Origin of the sequence: Nonomuraea sp. NPDC049646, assembly GCF_044465525.1 — a bacterium.
GTDB lineage: Bacteria > Actinomycetota > Actinomycetes > Streptosporangiales > Streptosporangiaceae > Nonomuraea.
Window position 1 is genome coordinate 352,667 of record NZ_JBITLU010000009.1, and the last position, 19,432, is coordinate 372,098.

16 protein-coding genes are annotated in these 19,432 nt (G+C 72.3%); 9 read left to right on the forward strand and 7 right to left on the reverse strand.

Annotation, left to right across the window (positions count from 1 at the left end; translation table 11 throughout):
• Positions 1-230: 230 nt before the first annotated feature.
• Positions 231-1,592 (forward strand): cellulose binding domain-containing protein, encoded by a 1,362-nt coding sequence (locus ACIBQ8_RS28050; RefSeq protein ID WP_397193359.1) that lies wholly within the window; start codon positions 231-233, stop codon positions 1,590-1,592.
• A gap of 38 nt (positions 1,593-1,630) precedes the next feature.
• Here ACIBQ8_RS28050 and ACIBQ8_RS28055 read toward each other — a convergent pair whose 3' ends face one another.
• The 3 genes from ACIBQ8_RS28055 to ACIBQ8_RS28065 all read right to left on the reverse strand — a co-directional run bounded on the left by ACIBQ8_RS28055 (position 1,631) and on the right by ACIBQ8_RS28065 (position 6,286).
• On the reverse strand, positions 1,631-2,908 hold the full coding sequence (locus tag ACIBQ8_RS28055) for a serine/threonine-protein kinase (protein WP_397178575.1): 1,278 nt from the start codon (positions 2,906-2,908) through the stop codon (positions 1,631-1,633).
• Positions 2,895-3,866, reverse strand: coding sequence for a LacI family DNA-binding transcriptional regulator (locus ACIBQ8_RS28060; RefSeq protein WP_352325287.1), 972 nt, complete (start codon positions 3,864-3,866; stop codon positions 2,895-2,897). Before ACIBQ8_RS28060 ends, ACIBQ8_RS28055 begins: the two co-directional genes overlap by 14 nt.
• Before the next feature lie 227 nt (positions 3,867-4,093).
• Complete coding sequence (locus tag ACIBQ8_RS28065) at positions 4,094-6,286, reverse strand: transglycosylase domain-containing protein (protein WP_397178576.1); 2,193 nt, start codon at positions 6,284-6,286, stop codon at positions 4,094-4,096.
• A gap of 205 nt (positions 6,287-6,491) precedes the next feature.
• Here ACIBQ8_RS28065 and ACIBQ8_RS28070 point away from each other — a divergent pair, with 205 nt between their 5' ends.
• From ACIBQ8_RS28070 to ACIBQ8_RS28085, 4 genes are all read left to right on the forward strand, one after another.
• A complete protein-coding gene (locus ACIBQ8_RS28070) occupies positions 6,492-7,787 on the forward strand; it encodes a cytochrome P450 (protein ID WP_397193360.1) in 1,296 nt (431 codons plus the stop codon).
• Between the two features lie 106 nt (positions 7,788-7,893).
• Positions 7,894-9,063: a hypothetical protein gene (locus ACIBQ8_RS28075; protein WP_397178578.1), complete on the forward strand. Its 1,170-nt coding sequence runs from the start codon at positions 7,894-7,896 to the stop codon at positions 9,061-9,063.
• A complete protein-coding gene (locus ACIBQ8_RS28080) occupies positions 9,060-10,058 on the forward strand; it encodes a hypothetical protein (protein ID WP_397178579.1) in 999 nt (332 codons plus the stop codon). The genes ACIBQ8_RS28075 and ACIBQ8_RS28080 overlap by 4 nt, the downstream gene beginning before the upstream one ends.
• 91 nt (positions 10,059-10,149) lie before the next feature.
• Positions 10,150-10,551: an STAS domain-containing protein gene (locus ACIBQ8_RS28085; RefSeq protein ID WP_397178580.1), complete on the forward strand. Its 402-nt coding sequence runs from the start codon at positions 10,150-10,152 to the stop codon at positions 10,549-10,551.
• On the opposite strand, the gene ACIBQ8_RS28090 is transcribed toward ACIBQ8_RS28085, so the two are convergent.
• The gene (locus ACIBQ8_RS28090) at positions 10,539-11,945 is read right to left on the reverse strand and encodes a dihydrolipoyl dehydrogenase family protein (protein ID WP_397178581.1); all 1,407 of its coding nucleotides are present in this window, start codon (positions 11,943-11,945) and stop codon (positions 10,539-10,541) included. The genes ACIBQ8_RS28085 and ACIBQ8_RS28090 overlap by 13 nt on opposite strands.
• 162 nt (positions 11,946-12,107) lie before the next feature.
• Between ACIBQ8_RS28090 and ACIBQ8_RS28095 the strand changes: the two genes are divergently transcribed.
• The 4 genes from ACIBQ8_RS28095 (at position 12,108) to ACIBQ8_RS28110 (ending at position 16,426) form a co-directional block, all read left to right on the forward strand.
• A complete protein-coding gene (locus ACIBQ8_RS28095; RefSeq protein WP_397193361.1) occupies positions 12,108-13,490 on the forward strand; it encodes a hypothetical protein in 1,383 nt (460 codons plus the stop codon).
• Positions 13,487-14,581, forward strand: coding sequence for an exo-alpha-sialidase (locus tag ACIBQ8_RS28100; RefSeq protein WP_397193362.1), 1,095 nt, complete (start codon positions 13,487-13,489; stop codon positions 14,579-14,581). The genes ACIBQ8_RS28095 and ACIBQ8_RS28100 overlap by 4 nt, the downstream gene beginning before the upstream one ends.
• Positions 14,582-14,723: 142 nt before the next feature.
• A complete protein-coding gene (locus tag ACIBQ8_RS28105) occupies positions 14,724-15,482 on the forward strand; it encodes an IclR family transcriptional regulator (RefSeq protein WP_397178584.1) in 759 nt (252 codons plus the stop codon).
• A gap of 113 nt (positions 15,483-15,595) precedes the next feature.
• Entirely contained in the window at positions 15,596-16,426 is an 831-nt protein-coding gene (locus tag ACIBQ8_RS28110) for an SMP-30/gluconolactonase/LRE family protein (RefSeq protein ID WP_397178585.1), read from the forward strand.
• Here the strand turns inward: ACIBQ8_RS28110 and ACIBQ8_RS28115 are convergent.
• From ACIBQ8_RS28115 to ACIBQ8_RS28125, 3 genes are read right to left on the reverse strand one after another with little or no spacing between them, the layout of a single operon-like run.
• Complete coding sequence (locus ACIBQ8_RS28115; RefSeq protein WP_397178586.1) at positions 16,416-17,231, reverse strand: carbohydrate ABC transporter permease; 816 nt, start codon at positions 17,229-17,231, stop codon at positions 16,416-16,418. The two genes, ACIBQ8_RS28110 and ACIBQ8_RS28115, sit on opposite strands and share 11 nt — an antisense overlap.
• Positions 17,228-18,148, reverse strand: coding sequence for a carbohydrate ABC transporter permease (locus ACIBQ8_RS28120; RefSeq protein ID WP_397193363.1), 921 nt, complete (start codon positions 18,146-18,148; stop codon positions 17,228-17,230). Before ACIBQ8_RS28120 ends, ACIBQ8_RS28115 begins: the two co-directional genes overlap by 4 nt.
• On the reverse strand, positions 18,145-19,431 hold the full coding sequence (locus ACIBQ8_RS28125) for an ABC transporter substrate-binding protein (RefSeq protein ID WP_397178588.1): 1,287 nt from the start codon (positions 19,429-19,431) through the stop codon (positions 18,145-18,147). The genes ACIBQ8_RS28120 and ACIBQ8_RS28125 overlap by 4 nt, the downstream gene beginning before the upstream one ends.
• Position 19,432 lies beyond the last annotated feature (1 nt).

The window sequence follows — 19,432 nt, forward strand, 5'->3', positions numbered from 1 at the left end:
ATGGGCGGCGCCGTCCCGACAACGCGGTGTGAAACTTTCAGCCGATCCCGGTCACGGTTGCCCTGGTGGCCCGGCACCGGCCCGGCGGGCGCGGGCGCGGCCGCTTGCCGTGGGCAGGGCGACGCCGGGAGCCTGGACGATGGGAGCGCTCCCATCTTCCCTCCTCAACCGGAGAGCGCTCCCGGCACCTCCCCCGACCAGAGAAGCGGGAGCAACATGCCATGAGGCGCGTGCAGATCACGATCCTGGCCGTCGCGGCGCTGCTCGGCGCCGGCCTGCTCGCGGCACCGGCGCAGGCCGCCCCGGTGCTGTGCGAGAAGTGGGGCTCGGCCACGGTCCAGAACGGCCGCTACATCGTCATGAACAACGTCTGGGGCGCCGACACCGCGCAGTGCGTCGACGTCAACCAGAACGGCGGCTTCACCGTCACCCGGGCCGACCACGACAAGGCCACGAACGGCGCCCCCGCCGCCTACCCGGCCGTCTACGCGGGCTGCCACTACGCCGCCTGCACCACCGGCAGCGGCCTGCCCGCGCAGGCGAGCTCGCCGGGCTTCGGCGCGCTGAGGTCCACGGTCGCCATGACCTACCCCGCCTCCGGCACCTGGGACGCCGCCTACGACATCTGGTTCGACCCCACCCCCCGCACCGACGGCCAGAACACCGGCGCGGAGGTGATGATCTGGCTCAACAAGCGCGGCTCGATCCAGCCGGTCGGCTCCCAGGTCGGCACCGCGACCCTGGCCGGCGGCACCTGGCAGGTCTGGTACGGCAACATCGGCTGGAACGTCGTCTCCTACGTGCGCACCTCGGCGGCCTCCTCGCTGGACTTCGCCGTCGACACCTTCTACGCCGACGCCGTCAGCCGCGGTTACGCGCAGCGGTCGTGGTACCTGACCAGCGTCCAGGCCGGGTTCGAGCCCTGGGTGGGCGGCGCGGGGCTGGCCGTGGACTCCTTCTCCTTCGGCTCGGGCGGCACCACCGACCGGACGCCGCCGACCACGCCGGGCACCCCGGCCGCCTCCGGCACGACCTCCGCCGCCACCACGCTCACCTGGGGCGCCTCCACCGACACCGGCGGCAGCGGCCTGGCCGGCTACGACGTCCTGCGCGCCACCGGCGACACCTTCACCCAGGTCGGCACCAGCGCCACGACGTCCTACACCGACACCGGCCTGACCCCCGCCACGACCTACCGCTACCGCGTCAGGGCCCGTGACGGCGCCGGCAACCTCTCACCCGAGTCCGCGGCCGTCACGGTCACCACCCAGAGCGGCGGCGGAGGCGGCGGCTGCGCCGCGACCGCGACCACCCAGAACGCCTGGAGCAACGGCTACGTCATCCAGCCGGTCACCGTCACCAACCGCGGCACCGCCACCCTCGACGGCTGGACCGTCACCTTCACCCTCCCGCCGGGCCACACGATCACCGGCTCGTGGGGCGCGAACGTCTCCGTCAGCGGCGGCGCCGTGACCGTGCGGAACCTCCCCTACAACGGCACACTGGCCCCGAACGCGAGCACGACGTTCGGCTTCCAGGCCGGCCGGCCCGACGGCGACACGCGGCTGCCCTCCGGGTACGCCTGCGCCTGACCCGGCCGTCGCGAGGGGCGCGGATCCCGCCGTGCCCCTCAGCCGGGTTCCATGGCCCGGTCGATCACCTTGAGCCTGGCCTCCAGCTCCGCCCGGCAGGCGGGGGCCAGGCGGCCCTCCCTGGCCCGGTCGGCGACCTTGCGCCGCACCTCGGCCGTGCCGGTGACCGCCGGGCCGCGGACCAGCGAGTCGAGCACCTGCTTGAGGTCGAGCACCACGTCGGCGTCGGTCGCGTCGCACGGTTCGCCGTCTTCGAGCGAGTCGTGGAAGCCGTCCACGGCCTGCTCGACGGTGACCGATCCGGCCGGTGAGCTCCGCAGCGCCCGGCCGGCCGACGCCGCGGCGGAGGGCGTGACCGACGGCGTGGCCGACCGTGCGATCGACGGCGTGACCTGCGGCGACAGCACCGGCTCCGGCTCGGACCGCTGGAACCACAGCAGCACGGTGAGCGCCAGCAGCGCCGACCCGGCCACCGTCACCCCGCGCCGCACCTGCCGGGCGATCCCGGCCGTGCCGAGCGCCGAGGTCAGCGCGCCGACGATCTCCTCGGCCGTGGGCCGCTCCTCGGGCAGGTGCGCCAGGCAGCTCTGGCAGAGCGAGGCGACGCCGTGCGGCACGCCGGTCACCCGGGGCGGGGGATCGGTCCGGCGCGCCGCCTCGATCTCCTCCCACGTCGTCTCCGGGTACGGGGTGCGCCCGGTGAGCATGGCGAACAGCAGCACGCCCAGGGCGTACACGTCCACGGCCGGGTGGGTGGGGGCGCCGTGGAGGCGTTCGGGGGCGACGTAGGGCGGGGTGCCGCGGTCGTCGTCCGGGTCGCCGGCCCAGGCCGCGATGCCGAAGTCGAGCAGCTTGGGGCCGTCGGCGGTGAGCAGCACGTTCTCGGCGGTGACGTCCCGGTGGACCAGGCCGCGGGCGTGCCCGGCCATCAGCACCCGGGCCAGCCGCAGGGCGATGGCCGCCGCCTCGGTCCACGGCAGCGGCCCCTCGGCGATGCGCTCGGCCAGCGGGGTGCCGTCGAGCAGGGGCATCACCACGTACGCGGCCACGCCGCCCTTCGCGGTGACGGTCTCGCCGTAGTCGTAGATCTCGATCGAGTCCCGGTGGATGAACCGGGCCGCGGCGCGGGCCTCGCTGCGCACCCGGACGCGTTCGCCGTGGTCGGTGTGGAGGGAGGCGGTCAGCACCTTGACCGCGACCAGCCGCTGCAACGACTGGTCGAAGGCACGCCAGATGACCGACATGCCGCCGTGGGCCAGCGGGTCCAGCAGCAGGTACCGCCGGGCCAGCACGTCCCCCGGCTCAAGCTGACTCACGGATGACCAGTTCCGTGGGGAGGACGGGGTCGATCCCCGTCGCCCCGGTCAGGAGCAGGCGGGTGGCGACCGTGGCGAGCTCCTCGACGGGCTGGCGGATGGTGGTCAGCGCCGGGACGGTGTGCCGGGCCACGGGGGCGTCGTCGAAGCCGATCACGGCGACGTCCGCGGGCACCTTGCGGCCGGCCCGGCGCAGGGCCTGGATCGCGCCGGCCGCCATCAGGTCGGAGGCGACGAAGACGGCGTCCAGGCCCGGCGCGTGGCGTAACAGCCACTGCATGGCGTGCGTGCCCGAGGCCGCGGTGAAGTCGCCGTAGGCCACGGGCACGTCGGGGGCGCCGGCCGACCGCAGGGTGCGGACGAGCCCTTCGAGCCGGTCGCGGGCGGCGGGCAGGGAGGGCGGGCCGCCGATGGCCGCCACGTTCCTGCGGCCCTGCAACAGCAGGTGCTCGGCCGCCTGCCGGCCGCCGTCGAGGTTGTCCACGTCGGCGTAGGGCAGCTTGAGGTCGTGGGGCGGCCGGCCGATGTTGCGGACCGGGATGCCGGCGGTGGACAGCTTGATGGCCAGCGGATGGCGTTCCCGCGCGCCGACGATGAGGACGGCGCCCGACAGCGCGGGCAGCGTGGAGGAGGTGGGCGTCACGGTCGTCACCATGAGGTGGGTGCCGTGCTCGGCGATCACCGCTCCGGCGGCGGACAGGAGCCTGGCGTAGTAGGGCTCGGAGAACAGGCGGGGGAGATGGTCGCAGATCACCGCCGTGACGCCGTCGGTCAGCGTCTTGGCGGCGCTGCCCCTGGGGGCGCGTTGTCGGACGTAGCCCATGCGGGAGACGGCGTCGTAGACTTGCCGGCGGGTCGAGGTACTGACCCGCACCGAGCCCGTGAGGACTCGAGATGCGGTCGCGGGGGAAACCCCTGCAGCGGCCGCCACCTGTGCCAGTGTGGGCTGCTCGGTCATGGAGCACCTCGCGGAAAGATCCTGGGAGCGCTCCCACGTTACCAATGTTTCGCCGCTGTTAATAGGGCCTTTGCAGGGGGTGCGTCCGGTTGTGCGGACGCCCGCCGAATCTGCTCAGGTGGGGGCGGTGGTTCCCGCCGGAGGTTTTCCCGCCGCAGGTGGATCACGACATATTGACCATCCGTTAGGGGTATCCGGGACGCGCCGGATACCCCTGACGTCCGTCTCTAGCGCCTGCCCCGGCCGCGGCCGTGACCGTTGCCGTCGCCGTTCTGGTAACCCTGGCCGGGGCCGAAGTCGCCGTCGGGGTTGGGGTTGACGTCGACGAGGTCCTGGCCCCGGTCGTCGGGCTCCTCCCTGCGGGGGGCGCAGCCCTGGCCGCAGCCGCCGAAGCGGGAGGAGTCGACCGGGGTGAAGGCCGTCGCCGGGGTGCCCTTGAGCGCGGCCTTCATGGTGGCGTTCCAGATCGGGCCGGGGATCGAGGCGCCGAAGACCGAGGGGTAGTACTTGCCGCCGATGGTGATGCTGTTCAGCTTGTGGGTCGTCGAGCCGCGCGGGTCGCCGATGCTGACCGCGCCGGCCAGGTCGGGGGTGAACCCGGCGAACCAGGCGGTGGCCTGGTCGTCGGTGGTGCCGGTCTTGCCCGCCGCCGGGCGGCCGATGCCGCCGACCCCGCGCATCGTGCCCTTGGTGAAGACGCCGGACAGGATGTTCGCCGCCGCGTCGGCGACCTCCGGGTCGAACGCCTGGGTGCACTTCGGCTTGTACTCGGTCACCTTGCCGTTGCGGTCCTTGATCTGGGTGATGGCCGTCGGCGGGCAGTACTTGCCGCGCGCGCCGATCGCCGCGTAGGCCGTGGCCACGGTCACCGGGTCCATCTCGTTGATGCCGAGCGTGAACGTCTCGAACTCCTGGAGCTTGCCGCCGTCGGAGCGCTTGATGCCGAGCGACTTGGCGGTCTCGACCACCTTGCAGAGGCCGACCTTCTGCTCCAGCGTCATGAAGAACGTGTTCACCGAGCCCCAGGTGCCGGTGGCCAGCGACTTGAAGCCGCCGCCGCCCTCGTCGTTGGTGACGGTGTGGCTCGGGTCGCCGACGTTCTGGCCCTTGCAGTTCTTGAACGCCCAGTAGTTGGGGGCGGTGTAGCCGCTGCCCACGTTGAAGCCGTCGTTGATCTTCATGCCCTGCTTGAGCGCGGTGAGCAGGGTGAACGTCTTGAACGTCGAGCCGGCCTGGAAGCCGACGCCGCCGCCGTGCACCGCGTCGGCCACCACGTTGTACGACATCTCGTGCTTGCGCTTGGAGTTGCCGTACTTGCGGCTGGCGGCCATGGCCTTGATCTCGCCCGTGCCCGGCTTGACCAGGGCCTCGGAGGCGACCGGGTTGTCGGAGGCGTAGACGTGCTTCTTGATGGCCTCCTCGGCGGCCTTCTGCATCTTCGGGTCGATCGTGGTCTTGATCTCCAGGCCGCCCCGGTTGAGGAACTGGGTGCGGGCCTTCTTGGTCTTGCCGAAGGCCGGGTTGCTCAGGATCTCGTTGCGCACGTACATGCAGAAGTACGGGTACTGGCTGGCGCCGCAGCCGCCGGGCAGCGGGGTGCCCTTGTAGCCGAGCTTCTTGGCCCTGGCCTCCTGGTGCTGCTCAGGCGTGATCTTCTTGAGCTCCAGCATCCGGTCGAGCACCACGTTGCGCCGGTTGAGCAGCTGGGCGCGCGAGTCCTTGCCGAGGTTGGGGTCGGTGCGGTTCGGGTCCTGGACCGCGCCGGCCAGCGTGGCCGCCTGGGGGAGCGTCAGCTCGGCCGCCGACACGCCGAAGAAGCGCTTGGCCGCCGCCTCGACGCCGTACGCGCCGGCGCCGAAGTAGGCGATGTTGAGGTACTTGCCGAGGATCTCGTTCTTGCTGTACTTCTCCTCGACCGCCATCGCGTAGCGCAGCTCCTTGAGCTTGCGGGCGTAGCTGGCTTCGAGGGCCGCGTTCTTCTCCTTCTCGGTGGTGGCCGAGTTGAGCAGCACCTGCTTGACGTACTGCTGGGTGATGGAGGAGCCACCCTGGGCGATGCCGCCCCTGCTGAGGTTCTTGGCCAGGGCGCGCACGGTGCCCTCGATGTCGATCGCGCCGTGCTCGTAGAAGCGGTAGTCCTCGATGGAGATGATGGCCGTCTTCATGATGTCGGCCACCTCGTCGAGCGAGACGTTCTCGCGGTACTCCTCGTAGAACTGGGCGATCTGGTTGCCCTTGGCGTCGAGGACCGTCGTCTTCTCGGCGAGCGGCGGTTCTTTGAGGTCTTCCGGTTTGATGTTCAGTTCCTCGGACGCCGAGACGAACATCGCTCCGGTGCCGCCGACCGCCGGCAGCGCGATGGCCGCGGCCACCACTCCCGCGGCCATCGCAGCCCCGGTCAGGCGCACGATGCTCGACATTCGGGAACCCATGCGGAAAAACCTCCCCATCTCGGCTTTTGGGTGCATCCTAAACCCGCCCATGACCTGCTCTCTGTAAAAAAGACGAAGCGCGCGCCGGCGGTGGATGCTTCTACCCCGGGTGAGACGCCGAAGCACGGGATTTGGTTCGCCGGGTTTCCCGTCGAATTCGTTTCCTGTGGGTCTGCGGGGATAGGGCGTGGTCATGACTTCTCACCGAGTGTTGCCACGCGAGCAGGCGCGGGTCCGTGAGCCGGTCACCGCTCCGCGCCGGAGGCCGGTCCTGGACGACACCCTGACCCTGCTGCTCGACCCGTACCGCTTCATCGGCGACCGGGCGCGGCGGCTCGGCTCCGACGTCTTCGAGACGCGGCTGCTGCTCCAGCCGACGATCTGCATGACCGGCGCGCAGGCCGCCGAGGTCTTCTACGACCCCGAGCTGTTCGTCCGGGACGGCGCCGCCCCCCGGCGGCTCCAGGCGACGCTGTTCGGCAGGAACGGCGTGCAGGCCCTCGACGGCGAGACCCACCGGGCGCGCAAGGCCATGTTCATGTCGCTGATGGGCCGGCAGGGCCGCGACCGGCTGGCCGAGCTGGCCGGCCGGCGCTGGCGCGAGCGCATCCGCGCCTGGCAGGGCATGCCGCGGGTCGTCCTGTACGAGGAGGTCAGCAGGCTGCTGTGCCAGGCGGTCTGCGACTGGACGGGCGTGCCGCTGCCGCCCGCGCGGGTGCCCGAGGTCACCGCCACCCTCCAGGCGGCCATCGAGGGCGGCGGCGGGCTCGGCCCCCGCTACCTGCGCGGCCGGTACGCCCGGATCAAGGGCGACCTGTGGCTGTCCGGCCTGATCCGCCTCGCCCGGGAAGAGCCCGGCCGCTTCGCCGGCACGGTGACCGGCCTGATCGCGGGCTACCGCGACCCCGACGGCACCCTGCTCCCGGCCAGGAGCGCGGCCGTCGAGCTGCACAACGTGCTGCGGCCCACGGTGGCGGTGGCCAGGTTCGTGACGTTCGCGGCCATGGCCCTGCACGCCCACCCGGAGTACTACGAGCGCGTCCGCGAGGGCGACGAGCAGTTCGTCGAGCACTTCGTCCAGGAGGTACGCCGGTTCTACCCGTTCTTCCCGTTCGTCGCCGCCAAGGTGGCCAGGCCGTTCACCTGGCACGGCGAGCACTTCCCGCAGGGCCGGCGGGCACTGCTCGACCTGTACGGCATCGACCACGACCCGCGCCTGTGGGACCGTCCAGGCGAGTTCCGCCCGGAACGGTTCGCCGAATGGGACGGCGGCGAGTACGACTTCGTCCCCCAGGGCGGCGGCGACCACTACGAAGGCCACCGGTGCCCCGGCGAGTGGATCACCGTGGACCTGATGAAGCTGGCGGTGACCGCGCTGACCCGCTGGATGACGTACGGCGTGCCGGCCCAGGACCTGCGCATGCCGTCGTGGCGGGCTCCGGCCATCCCCAACAGCCGTTTCGTCATCGACCAGGTCGAGGCCGTCTGAGATTCGGGCAGCGCCGGGCAAAGAAGCGTGTTGTCGCGCGGGTGCGCGCGCGGGGGTCTGGCAACGTTCACCGGGGCGATTCTTCCTGGCCTTGGTGGAGGGTTTCATGCGTCGTGTCGTGGACGACGAGGAGCAGGTCGATCAACTGGTCTCGGCCGCCAGGGCGTACTGGGGGGACAGCGCGGGCGACACGGGTTGCGTGGTGGCCGAGGCGTTCGACGAGGACGTCCGGGCGGTGGTGCGCACCGTCCTGGTCGCCAAGGCCGTGTGCGGGCTGCTGTCGGCCCGGCTGGTCGTGCTCACCGACCCGCGGTGGCGGCCGCTGGCCGAGGCGTTCGGGGCCGCCGCCGATCTCGGGCCGCCCGACGCGCTCGTCACCAGCCGGGTCGATCCCGGCGTGCGCACCGACATCCCGGTCGTGCACGTGCACGGCACCGGGTCGCTGCAGGCGTACGCGCTGTTCCCGGACCAGACCCCGGTCTCCTTCGGCGAGGAGCTGCCCGGCCGGGTGGCGGAGTTCTTCGAGCGTCAGATCTGGCCCAACAGGGAGGCGATCCGGCCGAGCGCCGAGCGTACGGCCTGGCGGGCCAAGGAGGGCTACCAGGTCCGCACCGACACCGAACGCCGCCAGCTCCGCCTCTACGGCTGCTCCAGGCTGCGCCTGGACCCCGGCCGGCCCACGGTCACGGTCTTCGGCCACATGCCGGGCCGCGACACCGAGCTGTTCGAGGAGACCGAGCGGTACGCGGCCGCCGAGGAGTCGGCCAACTGGCTGTTCCTCGACCGCCTGCGCTCCGGCCTGCTGTCGCCGAACATCCTGTGGAGCATGACCGACGTCGCGGTCACGTTCGGCGGCAGCGACCTGCCCGCCTTCGGCGTCCCCGTCATCCAGGCCGGCTGGTCGGAGGGCGCCGCATGCGGGGCCACCCACCTCGCGCGCACGCCGGAGGAGCTGCGCGACCGGCTCGGCGAGGCGGTCGCCGTGCACGGCAAGGCGGAGACGATCCTCGGCCCGGAGCAGCGCGAGCGCGCCCGCCTGTGGCTGTGGCTGCGCCGCTGCGGCGCCGACGTGCCGACCCAGATCCTGCCGCGCTGGGAGCTCGGCCCCGACTATCCGCGGGCCCTGGCGGTCGCCCTGCGGCACGCCGAGCCCGACGGCGACCCGCTCTTCGACGCGGTGCGCCGCATGTGGGAGCGCCGCGACCCCGTACTCACCCGATTCGACTTCCAGGACCTGGCCAAGACCACACTGACCCCCGCGAGGAGCGCCCGATGACCGGAACAGGACCCATCACAGAGCTCGACCCGGTGATCCTGCCCGCGATCCCGCCCGTCCACGTGACCAGCGGGCGGTTCCCCGCGCTGCAGGTGATCGACCGGTTGCACCGGGGCAGCCAGATCGTGGGCAGGTTCGAGACGTCTGGGCTGGTCGGCTTCAAGGTGTCCGCGCAGGGGCGGCCGCTGCGGGTGCAGATGTCGCTGTCCATGGACGAGCGGTCGGTCAGCGGCTGGCACAACGGCAGGACGGGCCCCGACTTCACGACGCCCCGGTGCGTCCAGATCCGTTCCCAGGGACGCCTGCGCCAGTGCGTGCTGCTGCGCGGCCGCAACCCGCACGCCCGCGTGGCCTTCGACCTGACCCCCGAGGAGATCCCGGACGACGGGCTGATCTGCGTCGAGGCCCTGGACATCATGGAGGGCGACGGCGTCTGCGACGAGGTGCGCACGTTCCTGTCCGGCCGGGTCCAGGACGACGGAGCGGCCGGGCTGCGGCTGAACAAGATCGTGTTCGAGGAGCCGCCGGCCGTCGACTACGACCCCGACACGCTCGACGGCTCCCGCTGCGAGCTGTCCTCGCTGATCAGCGGCGGCGGCCTGGCCAACGTCAACCGGCAGGGCGTGCGCGTCCTGCGGTCGGGCATGTTCGTGGTCAACCCGGTGCTGCGCGACACCTTCGGCGCCAGCGGGCGGATCACGCTGCGGCTGGGCACGAAGGCGGAGGCGGCCAGCATGATCCCGGCGACCTGGCGGCGGGTCAACAGCGAGCTGCGCTGGCTGCGGCACGCCACCAAGAAGCTCCTCGGCACGGCGGCCCCCACGGTGGAGCGCGTCTACAGCCTCAGGGACGGCGTGGCCGGGCCCTTCGGGCAGACCGTCCACGGGAACGTCACCGAGCTCGTCCTGCCGAGCCCGACGGTCTCGCCGTTCCTCGTGGTGATCGAGCGGGTGCCGGGGGTCCTGCCGACGCTGGAGTCCGGAACGTCAGACTAGAGCCGGTGAGCATCTGACATTTCCCGGAAAATAGTGATCACCGGTGATAACGCCGCTCTGAGGGCAGTTGTCATGGGTGGGCGGGAACGGTTTGAGCATCGAGACGATCCGGCATCAGCAGTGCACGGTCATGCGCGCCACGGGCGAGCTCGACCACGCGGGACGGGTCAGGTTCAGCGCCCACATCGACACGGTGTGGGACTGGTCGCCGGGACCCGTCCTCGTCTTCGACCTGGCCGACCTGGTCTTCTACGACTCCTCGGCCATCGGCGTGCTGGCCACGGCGATCCAGCGGATGGAGGCGGAGCCGGGCGGGCGGATCATCGTGGTCAGCCCGTCCGAGCACCTGCTGTCGGTGCTGCGGCTGACGGACCTGCTCTCCCACGTCGAGCTGCGCGGCAGCGTCGATGAGACCGTGGCGGAGCTGACGGTGGGCGCCGTCCCCCCGCCCTGGCCCGGGGGGATGCCGGACGTGGCCTCCTACAATCCGTAGGTCTCCAGCAGCCGCAGCCAGATCTCGCTCACGGTCGGGAACGACGGCACGGCGTGCCAGAGCCGGTCGAGCGGCACCTCGCCGGTGACCGCGATCGTGGCGGCGTGCAGCAGCTCGCCGACGCCGGGACCGGCGAAGGTGACGCCGAGCAGCACCTTCCTGTCCTCGTCCACCACGGCCTTGGCGTGGCCCCGGTAGCCGTCGCCCAGCAGGTACGCGCCCGACACCGAGCCGAGGTCGTACTCCACCGCGCGCACCCGGAAGCCGGCCTCCCTGGCCTCGGCCTCCGTACGGCCGACCGCGCAGACCTGCGGGTCGGTGAAGACCACCTGCGGCGCGCCGAAGCCGTCGGCGACGTCGCGCATGGCGGGCAGGTCGTCGCCGTGCGCCCGCGCCGCGATCACGTCGCCGCAGATCCTGGCCTGGTACTTGCCCATGTGGGTGAGCAGCGCGCGCCCGTTGACGTCGCCGACGGCGTAGAGCCAGCCGCCCGGCACGCCGGTGGCACGCATGCTGTCGTCCACCTCGACGGGCGCGTCGTCGGGCAGGCCGACCGTGTCCAGCCCGATCCCGCGCGTGGCGACCTTGCGGCCGGTGGCCACCAGCAGCTCGTCGGCCTCCAGCGGCGGACCCTCCGACAGGTGCACGGTCACCTTGCCGCCCGGCTCGGGCCGCTCGACCCTGACCACGTCGGTGTGCAGGCGCACGTCGATGCCCGCCTCGGCGAACGACCGGGCCACCAGCTCGCCCGCGAACGGCTCGATCCTGGCGAGCAGCCCGCCGCCGCGCACCAGCACGGTCGTCTGCCGGGCGCCGAGCCCGTGCATGGCCTGCGCCATCTCGCAGGCGACCACGCCGCCGCCGATCACCACCAGGCGTTCGGGCACCTTGGTCGCGGCGGTGACCTCGTGGCTGGTCCACGGCTTGGCCTCGGCCATGCCCGGCACCGGCGGGACCGCCGCCGTGCTGCCGGTGGCCAGCACGACCGCCTGCCGGGCCGTGAGCACCCGCTCGCCGCCGTCGGGGGTCGTGACGACCACCCGCCGCTCGCCGTCGAGCCGCCCCCTGCCGCGGACGAACTCCGCCGGCACGCCCTCGACCCAGCTCACCTGCCCGGAGTCGTCGTAGCGTGAGACCGCCTCGTCGCGCCGGGCGAGCACCGCGGCCACGTCGATCGGCCCGAGCGAGAGCCCGGGCACCCGGGACACCTCGCCGGCCAGGTCGACCGGGCGCAGCAGCGCCTTGCTCGGGATGCACGCCCAGTAGGAGCACTCGCCGCCGGCCAGCCGCTCCTCGACGATCGCGGCGCTCAACCCGCCGCGCACCGCCCGCGCGACGACGTTCTCGCCCGCCGGACCGGCCCCGATCACGATGACGTCGAACTCCTCAGCCACGCTGCCTCCCCACACTCGTCTTCGATTCGCACTCTTTCATGCCCTGCTCGCGCCGCCCGAGGTGGCCACGCGTGAACCCTTCCGGCCCGCGACGGAGAGACCGGGTAGATGCCCGCGCCGTCCGGGGGAGCCCGCTCGGCACCCTCCTGAAGGAGCTTCCCCATGCCGGCGCCGTCTCCTGTGTTCGTGCTGCCCGGAAACGCCCTGAGGCGGCATCGGGCGCTGCTGGTCGCGCTGGTGCCCGCCGTCGCGCTGCGGCTGCTCGCGATGGCGGGGTACCGGCCCGCGCTGTGGTTCTGGGCGGACTCGTTCTCCTATCTGGAGGCCGCCGGCGACCCCGTGCCCGGGACGTTCCGGCCGCTCGGGTACGCGCTCTTCCTGGCCGCGCTCGGGCCCGGGAAGAGCCTGGCGCTGGTGGCCGCCGTGCAGCACGCGTCCGGGCCGGCGCTCGCCGTGGCCGTCTACGCCCTGCTGCGGCGGCGCGGCCTGCCCGGCTGGGGCGCGACGGCCGTCGTCGCGCCGCTGCTGTACGACGAGCTCCTGATCCTGCTGGAACACATGATCATGGCGGACGCGCTGTTCACCGTGCTGGTCACGGCCGGGATCCTGGCGCTGTCGGGCCGGCTCACCCCGGTCACGGCGGCCGCCGGCGGCGTCCTGCTCGGGCTGGCCGCCGTCACCCGCACGATCGGGGTGGCCGTCCTCGTGGTGGCCGCCGCCTGCCTGCTGCTGCGCCGTCCCGGGCCGCGCGCGCTGGTCTGCCTGGTCCTGGCGGGCGCGGCGCCGCTGCTCGGGTACGCCTCCTGGATGTGGGCCACCAGCGGCACCTTCGGCCTGACCAAGGCCGACGGCCTGTTCCTGTGGGCCCGCACGACGACCTTCGCCGACTGCTCGGTCATCAGGCCGGAGCCCGAGCTGGCCCCCCTCTGCCCGCGGACGCCGGTGGCCGGGCGGCCCTCTCCCGCCCACTGGATGTGGGGGCCCACCCTGGCCGCCGTCCAAGGCGACCGGAACGCGCTGGCCGGCCGCTTCGCCCGCGAGGCCGTCCTCGCCCAGCCCGGCGACTACCTGGCCGCCGTCGGGCGCGACCTGCGGTGGCTGCTGCGCTGGGAGCGCACCACGGCCAGGAAGGCGTCGAACAGCAAGGTCAATCCGTACTGGTTCCCCTACGAGGAGCGCCCGCTGCGCGCGTCCGTACGGCGGATCGCCGGGGCGTACGAGGGCGGGCCGGCGGACCTGCGGATCGTCGAGCCCTACGCGGGCTGGCTGCGGGCCTACCAGCGCTTCGGCTACCTGCCGTACCCGGTGCTCCTGGCGCTGCTCGGAGGCGCGCTGGCGGTGGCGGCCTTGCGGCGGCGGCCGGACGCGCTGCTGCCCGGCGTGGCCGCCGCCGTGCTGGTCGTGGCGCCGTCCTTCCTGACCGGGTACGACGTGCGGTACGTCGTACCGGCTCTCCCGCTGGCCTGCCTGGCCGCCGGGCTGGCATCGGGACGTCCGCCGGAGGTCGGCAGACGTTCACCTGCCGGGCCTAGCGTTCGCGCATGACTCCTTACCCCACGTCGGTGGTGTACCGGGCGGCGACCGAGGGCTATCACACCTTCCGCATCCCGGCGGTCGCGGTGACCGGGGCCGGGACGCTCCTCGCCTTCGCCGAGGGGCGGCGCGGGTCCGCCGGCGACTCGGGGCACATCGACCTGGTGCTCAGGCGGTCGTCCGACGGTGGCCTGACGTGGGGCCCGCTCCAGGTGGTCGCCACGGAGCCGAACCGCGGCACGGTCGGCAACCCCGCGCCCGTGGTGCTGGACGACGGCCGGATCCTGCTCGTCACCGTCCGGCAGGGCCCGTCGGCGACGGAGGAGAAGATCAGACGCGGCCAGGTGCCGGCGGCCGCCGGGCGGCGGGTGTTCGTCCAGGTCAGCGCGGACGACGGGGTCACCTGGCCGGCCCCGCGCGAGATCACCGCCCAGGTCAGGCGGCCGGAGTGGCGCTGGTACGCCACCGGCCCCGGGCACGCCGTCCGGCTCCGGAGCGGGCGGGTCGTGGTGCCGGGCAACCACTCCCTGCCCCCGTCCGGCTCGGACGACGGCACCGAGGGCCGCTACAACGGCGGCCACGCGCTGCTCAGCGACGACGGCGGCCGTACCTGGCGCATCGGCTACGTGGACGACAACCCCGACGGCTACGTCAACGTCAACGAGACGACCGCGACCGAGCTGCCCGACGGCCGCCTCTACCTCAACGCCAGGACGGACTCCGCCGCGCCGGGCACCCGCGCCGACGCCTGCTCCTCCGACGGCGGTCAGCGGCTCGACCTGCCCTTCCGCCCGCAGGCCGGGCTGGTGGGGCCGGTGGTGGAGGGCAGCGTGCTGTGGTGCGAGCCGCCCGGCGTGCTGCTGTTCTCCGGCCCGGCCGCGCCCGACGCGCGGGCCCTGATGACGGTACGGGCGAGCACCGACGCCGGGGCCACCTGGCATCCGGTGCACACCGTGTCGGGCCTGCCCGCCGCCTACTCCGACCTGGTCAGGGTGGACGGCGACACGGTGGGGCTGCTGTTCGAGACCGGCGACTTCGGGCCGTACGAGCGCATCGCCTTCCGGCGCGTCCCGGTCGCCGAGCTCGACCCCCGCCGGGCGTAGCCGCCCGTTCCTTTCCCTGAGCTCTGTGCTGACACAGGGCTGTGCTGACTACGCTGAGACGACCACTGTGCGACCGCGTGTGCGGACTGTTCCGCATTACGCGCTAGCATTCCGATCAGCGGAACAGGCGAGGGAGAGTTCAGTGGCTGAGACCCAGTCCCCTGTGGGGAGCGTCGATCGTGCCCTGCTGATCCTGCAGGAGATCGGGAGACACAGCAGGGGAGTGACGCTCGACGAGCTGGCCACCCGGCTGCGGCTGCCGAAGAGCTCGCTCCACCGCCTGCTCGGGGCGTTGAAGCACCGGGGTTTCGCGGCCCAGCCGGAGCCGAGCGGGCCGTACTTCCTGGGCACCGAGATGCTGGCCACGGCCTTCCGGTTCTACGAGACGATGGACCTGCGCACGCTCGTCCGGCCGCTGCTGCTGCGGCTGAGCGAGGAGTTCTCCGAGACCGTGCACATGGCCATGCTCGACGGCTGCGAGGTCGTCTACCTGGACAAGGTCGAGGCGGTGCGGTCGATCACCATGACCTCGGTGGTCGGCGGGCGCAACGCGGCCCACTGCACGGGCGTCGGCAAGGCGCTGCTGGCCTGGACGTACCCGACGGACGAGGCGGTCAAGGCGTGGGCCGAGCGCTACGGGCCGCTGTCGGCCAGGACCAGGAACACGATCACCAACCCCGCCAAGCTGGCCACCCACCTCGACCAGGTCAGGCAGCGGGGCTACGCGCTCGACCTGGAGGAGAACGAGCCGGGGGTGCGGTGCGTGGCGGCGCCGGTCTTCCTGGGCAAGACCGCGCCGGTGGCGGCGGTGAGCGTGACCGCGATCAAGGACCGCATGTCGGTCGCCCGCCTCGAAGAGGTCGGCCTCGGCCTCCGCCGCGCCATCTCCGCCCAGGTCTGACCCCACCCCCGAACACCCGCCTCCACCCCCTCTCCTCAAGGGGACCTCGACCGGCTACGGTCGGAGGGAGTGCGGAATCCCGTTCCGTATCACGGATCAGAAGGACGCAAGGCATGAAGCTGGAGAAGGTCCCCGTCCCCCGTGCCGCCCTGGCGGAGGGCCCGAGGTGGGACGCCGCCACGGGCACCCTGCTGTGGGTCGACATCCCCGCCGGCCACGTGCACCGGCTGGACCCGGCCGGCGACGAGCGGGAGACGATCGAGCTGGGGCAGCCGGTCGGCGTCGCCGTGCCGCACGCCTCCGGCGGCCTCATGCTGGCCCTCAGGGACGGCTTCGCCCGGCACGCGGACGGCCGCACCGAGCTGGTCGCCCGGCCGCCGGAGCCCGAGGGCAACCGGATGAACGACGGCGCCTGCGACCGCGCGGGCCGCTTCTTCGCCGGCACCAAGGCCGAGGACGACACCCCCGGCGCGGGCTCGCTCTACCGCCTGACCCAGGACCGTACGTGCGACAAGGTGCTGGACGGCGTCACGATCTCGAACGGCGTCGGCTGGAGCCCCGACGAGCGCCTGATGTACTACGTGGACACCGCGACCGACCGGATCGACGTCTTCGACTACGACCCGGCGACCGGCACGCTCGACGCCCGCCGGGAGTTCGCCGCCCTCCCGGGCCCCGACGGCCTGACGGTGGACGCCGCCGGCCACGTATGGGTCGCGCTGTGGGGCGGCGCGGCGGTCGTGCGGCTGCGGCCGGACGGGCGTACGGACCTCACCGTGGAGGTCCCCGCGGCCAACGTGACGAGCTGCGCATTCGGCGGCCCCGACCTCGACGTGCTCTACGTGACCACCGCCTGGGACGGCGGCGCCGGCGGGGAGCTGTGGCGCTGCCGCACCCCCCACACCGGCCTGCCCGCCAACCCCTACCGCGGCCTCACCCCTTGACCGCCCCGGTCAGCGCCTGCACGAACCGGCGCTGGCCGAACAGGAACACCGCCAGCACCGGCAGCGTGGTCAGCACCGTGCCCGCCATGATCGCGGGCCAGTCGGCCCGGTGCTGGCCCTGGAACGTGGTCAGCCCCGCCTGCACGGTGTAGTTCGCCTCGGAGTTGATCACCACCAGCGGCCAGAAGAGGTCGTTCCAGGCGGTGATGAACGTGATCACGGCGAGCGCCGCCAGCGCCGGCTTGGCGACCGGCAGCACCACCCGGAAGAACAGCGCGACCCGCGAGCACCCGTCGATCCGCGCCGCCTCCTCCAGCTCCCTCGGGAAGGACTGGAAGAACGACGTCATCAGGTAGATCCCGACCGACGAGCTGAGCTGCGGGATGACCAGCGCCCCGAGCGTGTCCACCAGCCCGGCCCGGCTGAACATCAGGAACGTCGGGATCACGGTGAGCTGGAACGGGATCAGCGCGGTCGCGATGATCAGGACCAGCGTCAGCCGGGAGCCGATGAAGCGGATCCGGGCGAAGGCGTACCCGGCCATGCTGCAGAGCACGACCTGGGCCGCCACGATGGCGCTCGACACCAGCACGCTGTTGAGGAACCAGCGGGGGAAGTCGGAGCGCTCCATGACCGTGCGGTAGCCGCCGAGGTCGATGCCCTCCGGCAGGATCGGCGGCGGGAACCTGTTCAGCTCGGCCTGCGTCATGACCGAGCTGAGCACCAGCCACACGAACGGCAGCAGCGTCACCACCGACATCGGCGCGAGCACCAGATGCCACTTGCTGGGCAGGCGTCGCCTCATCGCACGGCCCCTCTCCGCCGCGCGACCACCAGGCCGACGACGATCAGCAGCAGCGTCCCGGCGAACAGCGTGTACGCCACGGCCGCGCCGTACCCGGCGGCCGAGTAGCGGAAGGCGAGCTGCCAGACGTAGTAGACGATGGTCACGGTCGCGCTGGCCGGGCCGCCCTGGGTGGTGGTCATGACCAGGTCGAAGAACTGCAGCGCGTCGATCACGCCCCAGACCGCGAGGAAGACCGTGATCGGCCGTACGGACGGGACGATGATGTGCCGGAACGTGGCCCACCGGCCCGCGCCGTCGATGGAGGCCGCCTCCAGCACCGCCTTGTCGATCTCCTGGACGGCGGCCAGGTAGATCACCACGGCGAAGCCGAACCGGGTCCAGAAGAAGATCAGCGTGAGCACGTACATGGCCTGGGACGGGCTGCTCAGGAAGCCCTGGAGCGGCAGGCCGAGCCGGCCGAGCACGCCGTTCATCAGGCCGAAGTCGCGGTCGAAGATGTAGCCCATGAGCAGGCCGGCCGAAGTGGCCGAGGCCACGTACGGAACCAGGAAGGCGGTCCGGTAGAACCCGATCCCGCGCACCTTCCTGTTCAGCAGCACCGCCACCACCAGGCCGAAGACCAGCGAGGCGGGGATGTAGAGCACCAGCAGCAGCCCGGTGTTGCGCACGGCCTGGAAGAACACCGGGTCCTGGAACAGCGCCCGGTAGTTGTCCAGGCCGACGTTCTCGGGCGTCTTCATCAGGTCGGAGTCGGTGAACGACAGCGCCAGCGCCCACGCCATCGGCACCAGCGCGAACCCGAGGATGATCAGCGTGGCGGGGCCCGCGAACGACCAGCCCGCGACGTGGTCGCCGAGCCCGCGGGTCCTCCTGGCGTGCCGGGCGGCGGGCGCGCCGACGGCGGCGCTGCTCATGAGCCCGGCACCGCCAGCACCGCGTCGGACTTGGCGGCGGCCTCGTCCAGGGCGGTCTTGGCGTCGGCCCTGCCCAGCAGCGCCTGCGCGATGGCCTCGGCGACGAAGGACGACACGCGGGGGTACTTGGTGGTGGGCGGCCTGACCCGCTTGGCGTTGGCCAGGTTCTCGGAGATCACCTCGATGCCCGGATATTTCTGCAGATACTGCTGGTAGCCGGGCAGCTTGGTGATCGACTCCCTGATGGGCAGCGAGCCCGTGTCGCTCATCCACACGAGCTGCTGCTCCGCGGCCGTCAGCCAGCTCAGGAACGTGGTCGCCGCCTTGACGCGGCGCTCGTCGTGCTCGAAGACCACCCAGTTGTCCGGGCCGGAGACGGTCTCGTGGTTGCCGCCGGTGCCGGGCAGCCGCGCGACGCCGTAGTCGACCTTGGCCGCCTGGAGGTCGGGCAGCACCCAGGGGCCGGAGAGGAACATGGCCAGCCGTCCGGACTCGAACAGCTTCTGGCCCTTCTCGGCCGGGCTGGAGTCGAGATAGACCGACTTGTCGTCCACGGCCATGCTCCGGACCAGGCCGAGCGCCTGCTGCCCGGCCGCGGAGTTGAACGCCGACCTCTTGTGGTCGGGGGTGAGGATGTCGCCGCCCGCCTGCCACAGCAGCGGCCACAGCCCCCAGACGGCCTCCTCGCCGCCGCTGATCGCCCAGGTGGTGCCGAAGACGCCCTTCTGCGCGTCGGTGGTCTTCCTGGCGATGTCGCGGAAGTCGTCCCAGGTCCAGTCGGGGCCGGGGGCCTTGACGCCAGCCTTGGCCAGCAGCTCCTTGTTGTAGAGGACCACCATGTTGTCCACGACGGCGGGGAAGCCGATGACCTTGCCCTGGACGGTGACCGCCTCGCGCTCGTTGGCCCAGAAGTCGTCCCAGCCGACGGCCGGGTCCTTGACCTGGGAGGTGAGGTCGGCGGTCTTGGGGTTCCTGGCCACGTTGGGGGCCCAGGAGCCGTACAGGTAGGCGATGTCGGGGTAGGCGTCCGAGGTGAGCGCGGCAGTGATCTTGGGTAGCATGCCGTCTGCGGTCGCGCCGCCGGACTCGGTGCTGACCTTGACGTCGGGGTGACTCTGGTTGAACCGGGCGACCAGTTTCTCGATCGACTTCGCCGAGGCGTCCTCCTGGCCGTGCCAGATGGTGATCTCGACGGGGCCGCTCGCCCGTTCCTGTCCTCCGCCGCCGCAGCTCGCCGCGGCCAGAGCCAGGGCGACGACGGCCAGCGTCGTACGGGGCCTCATC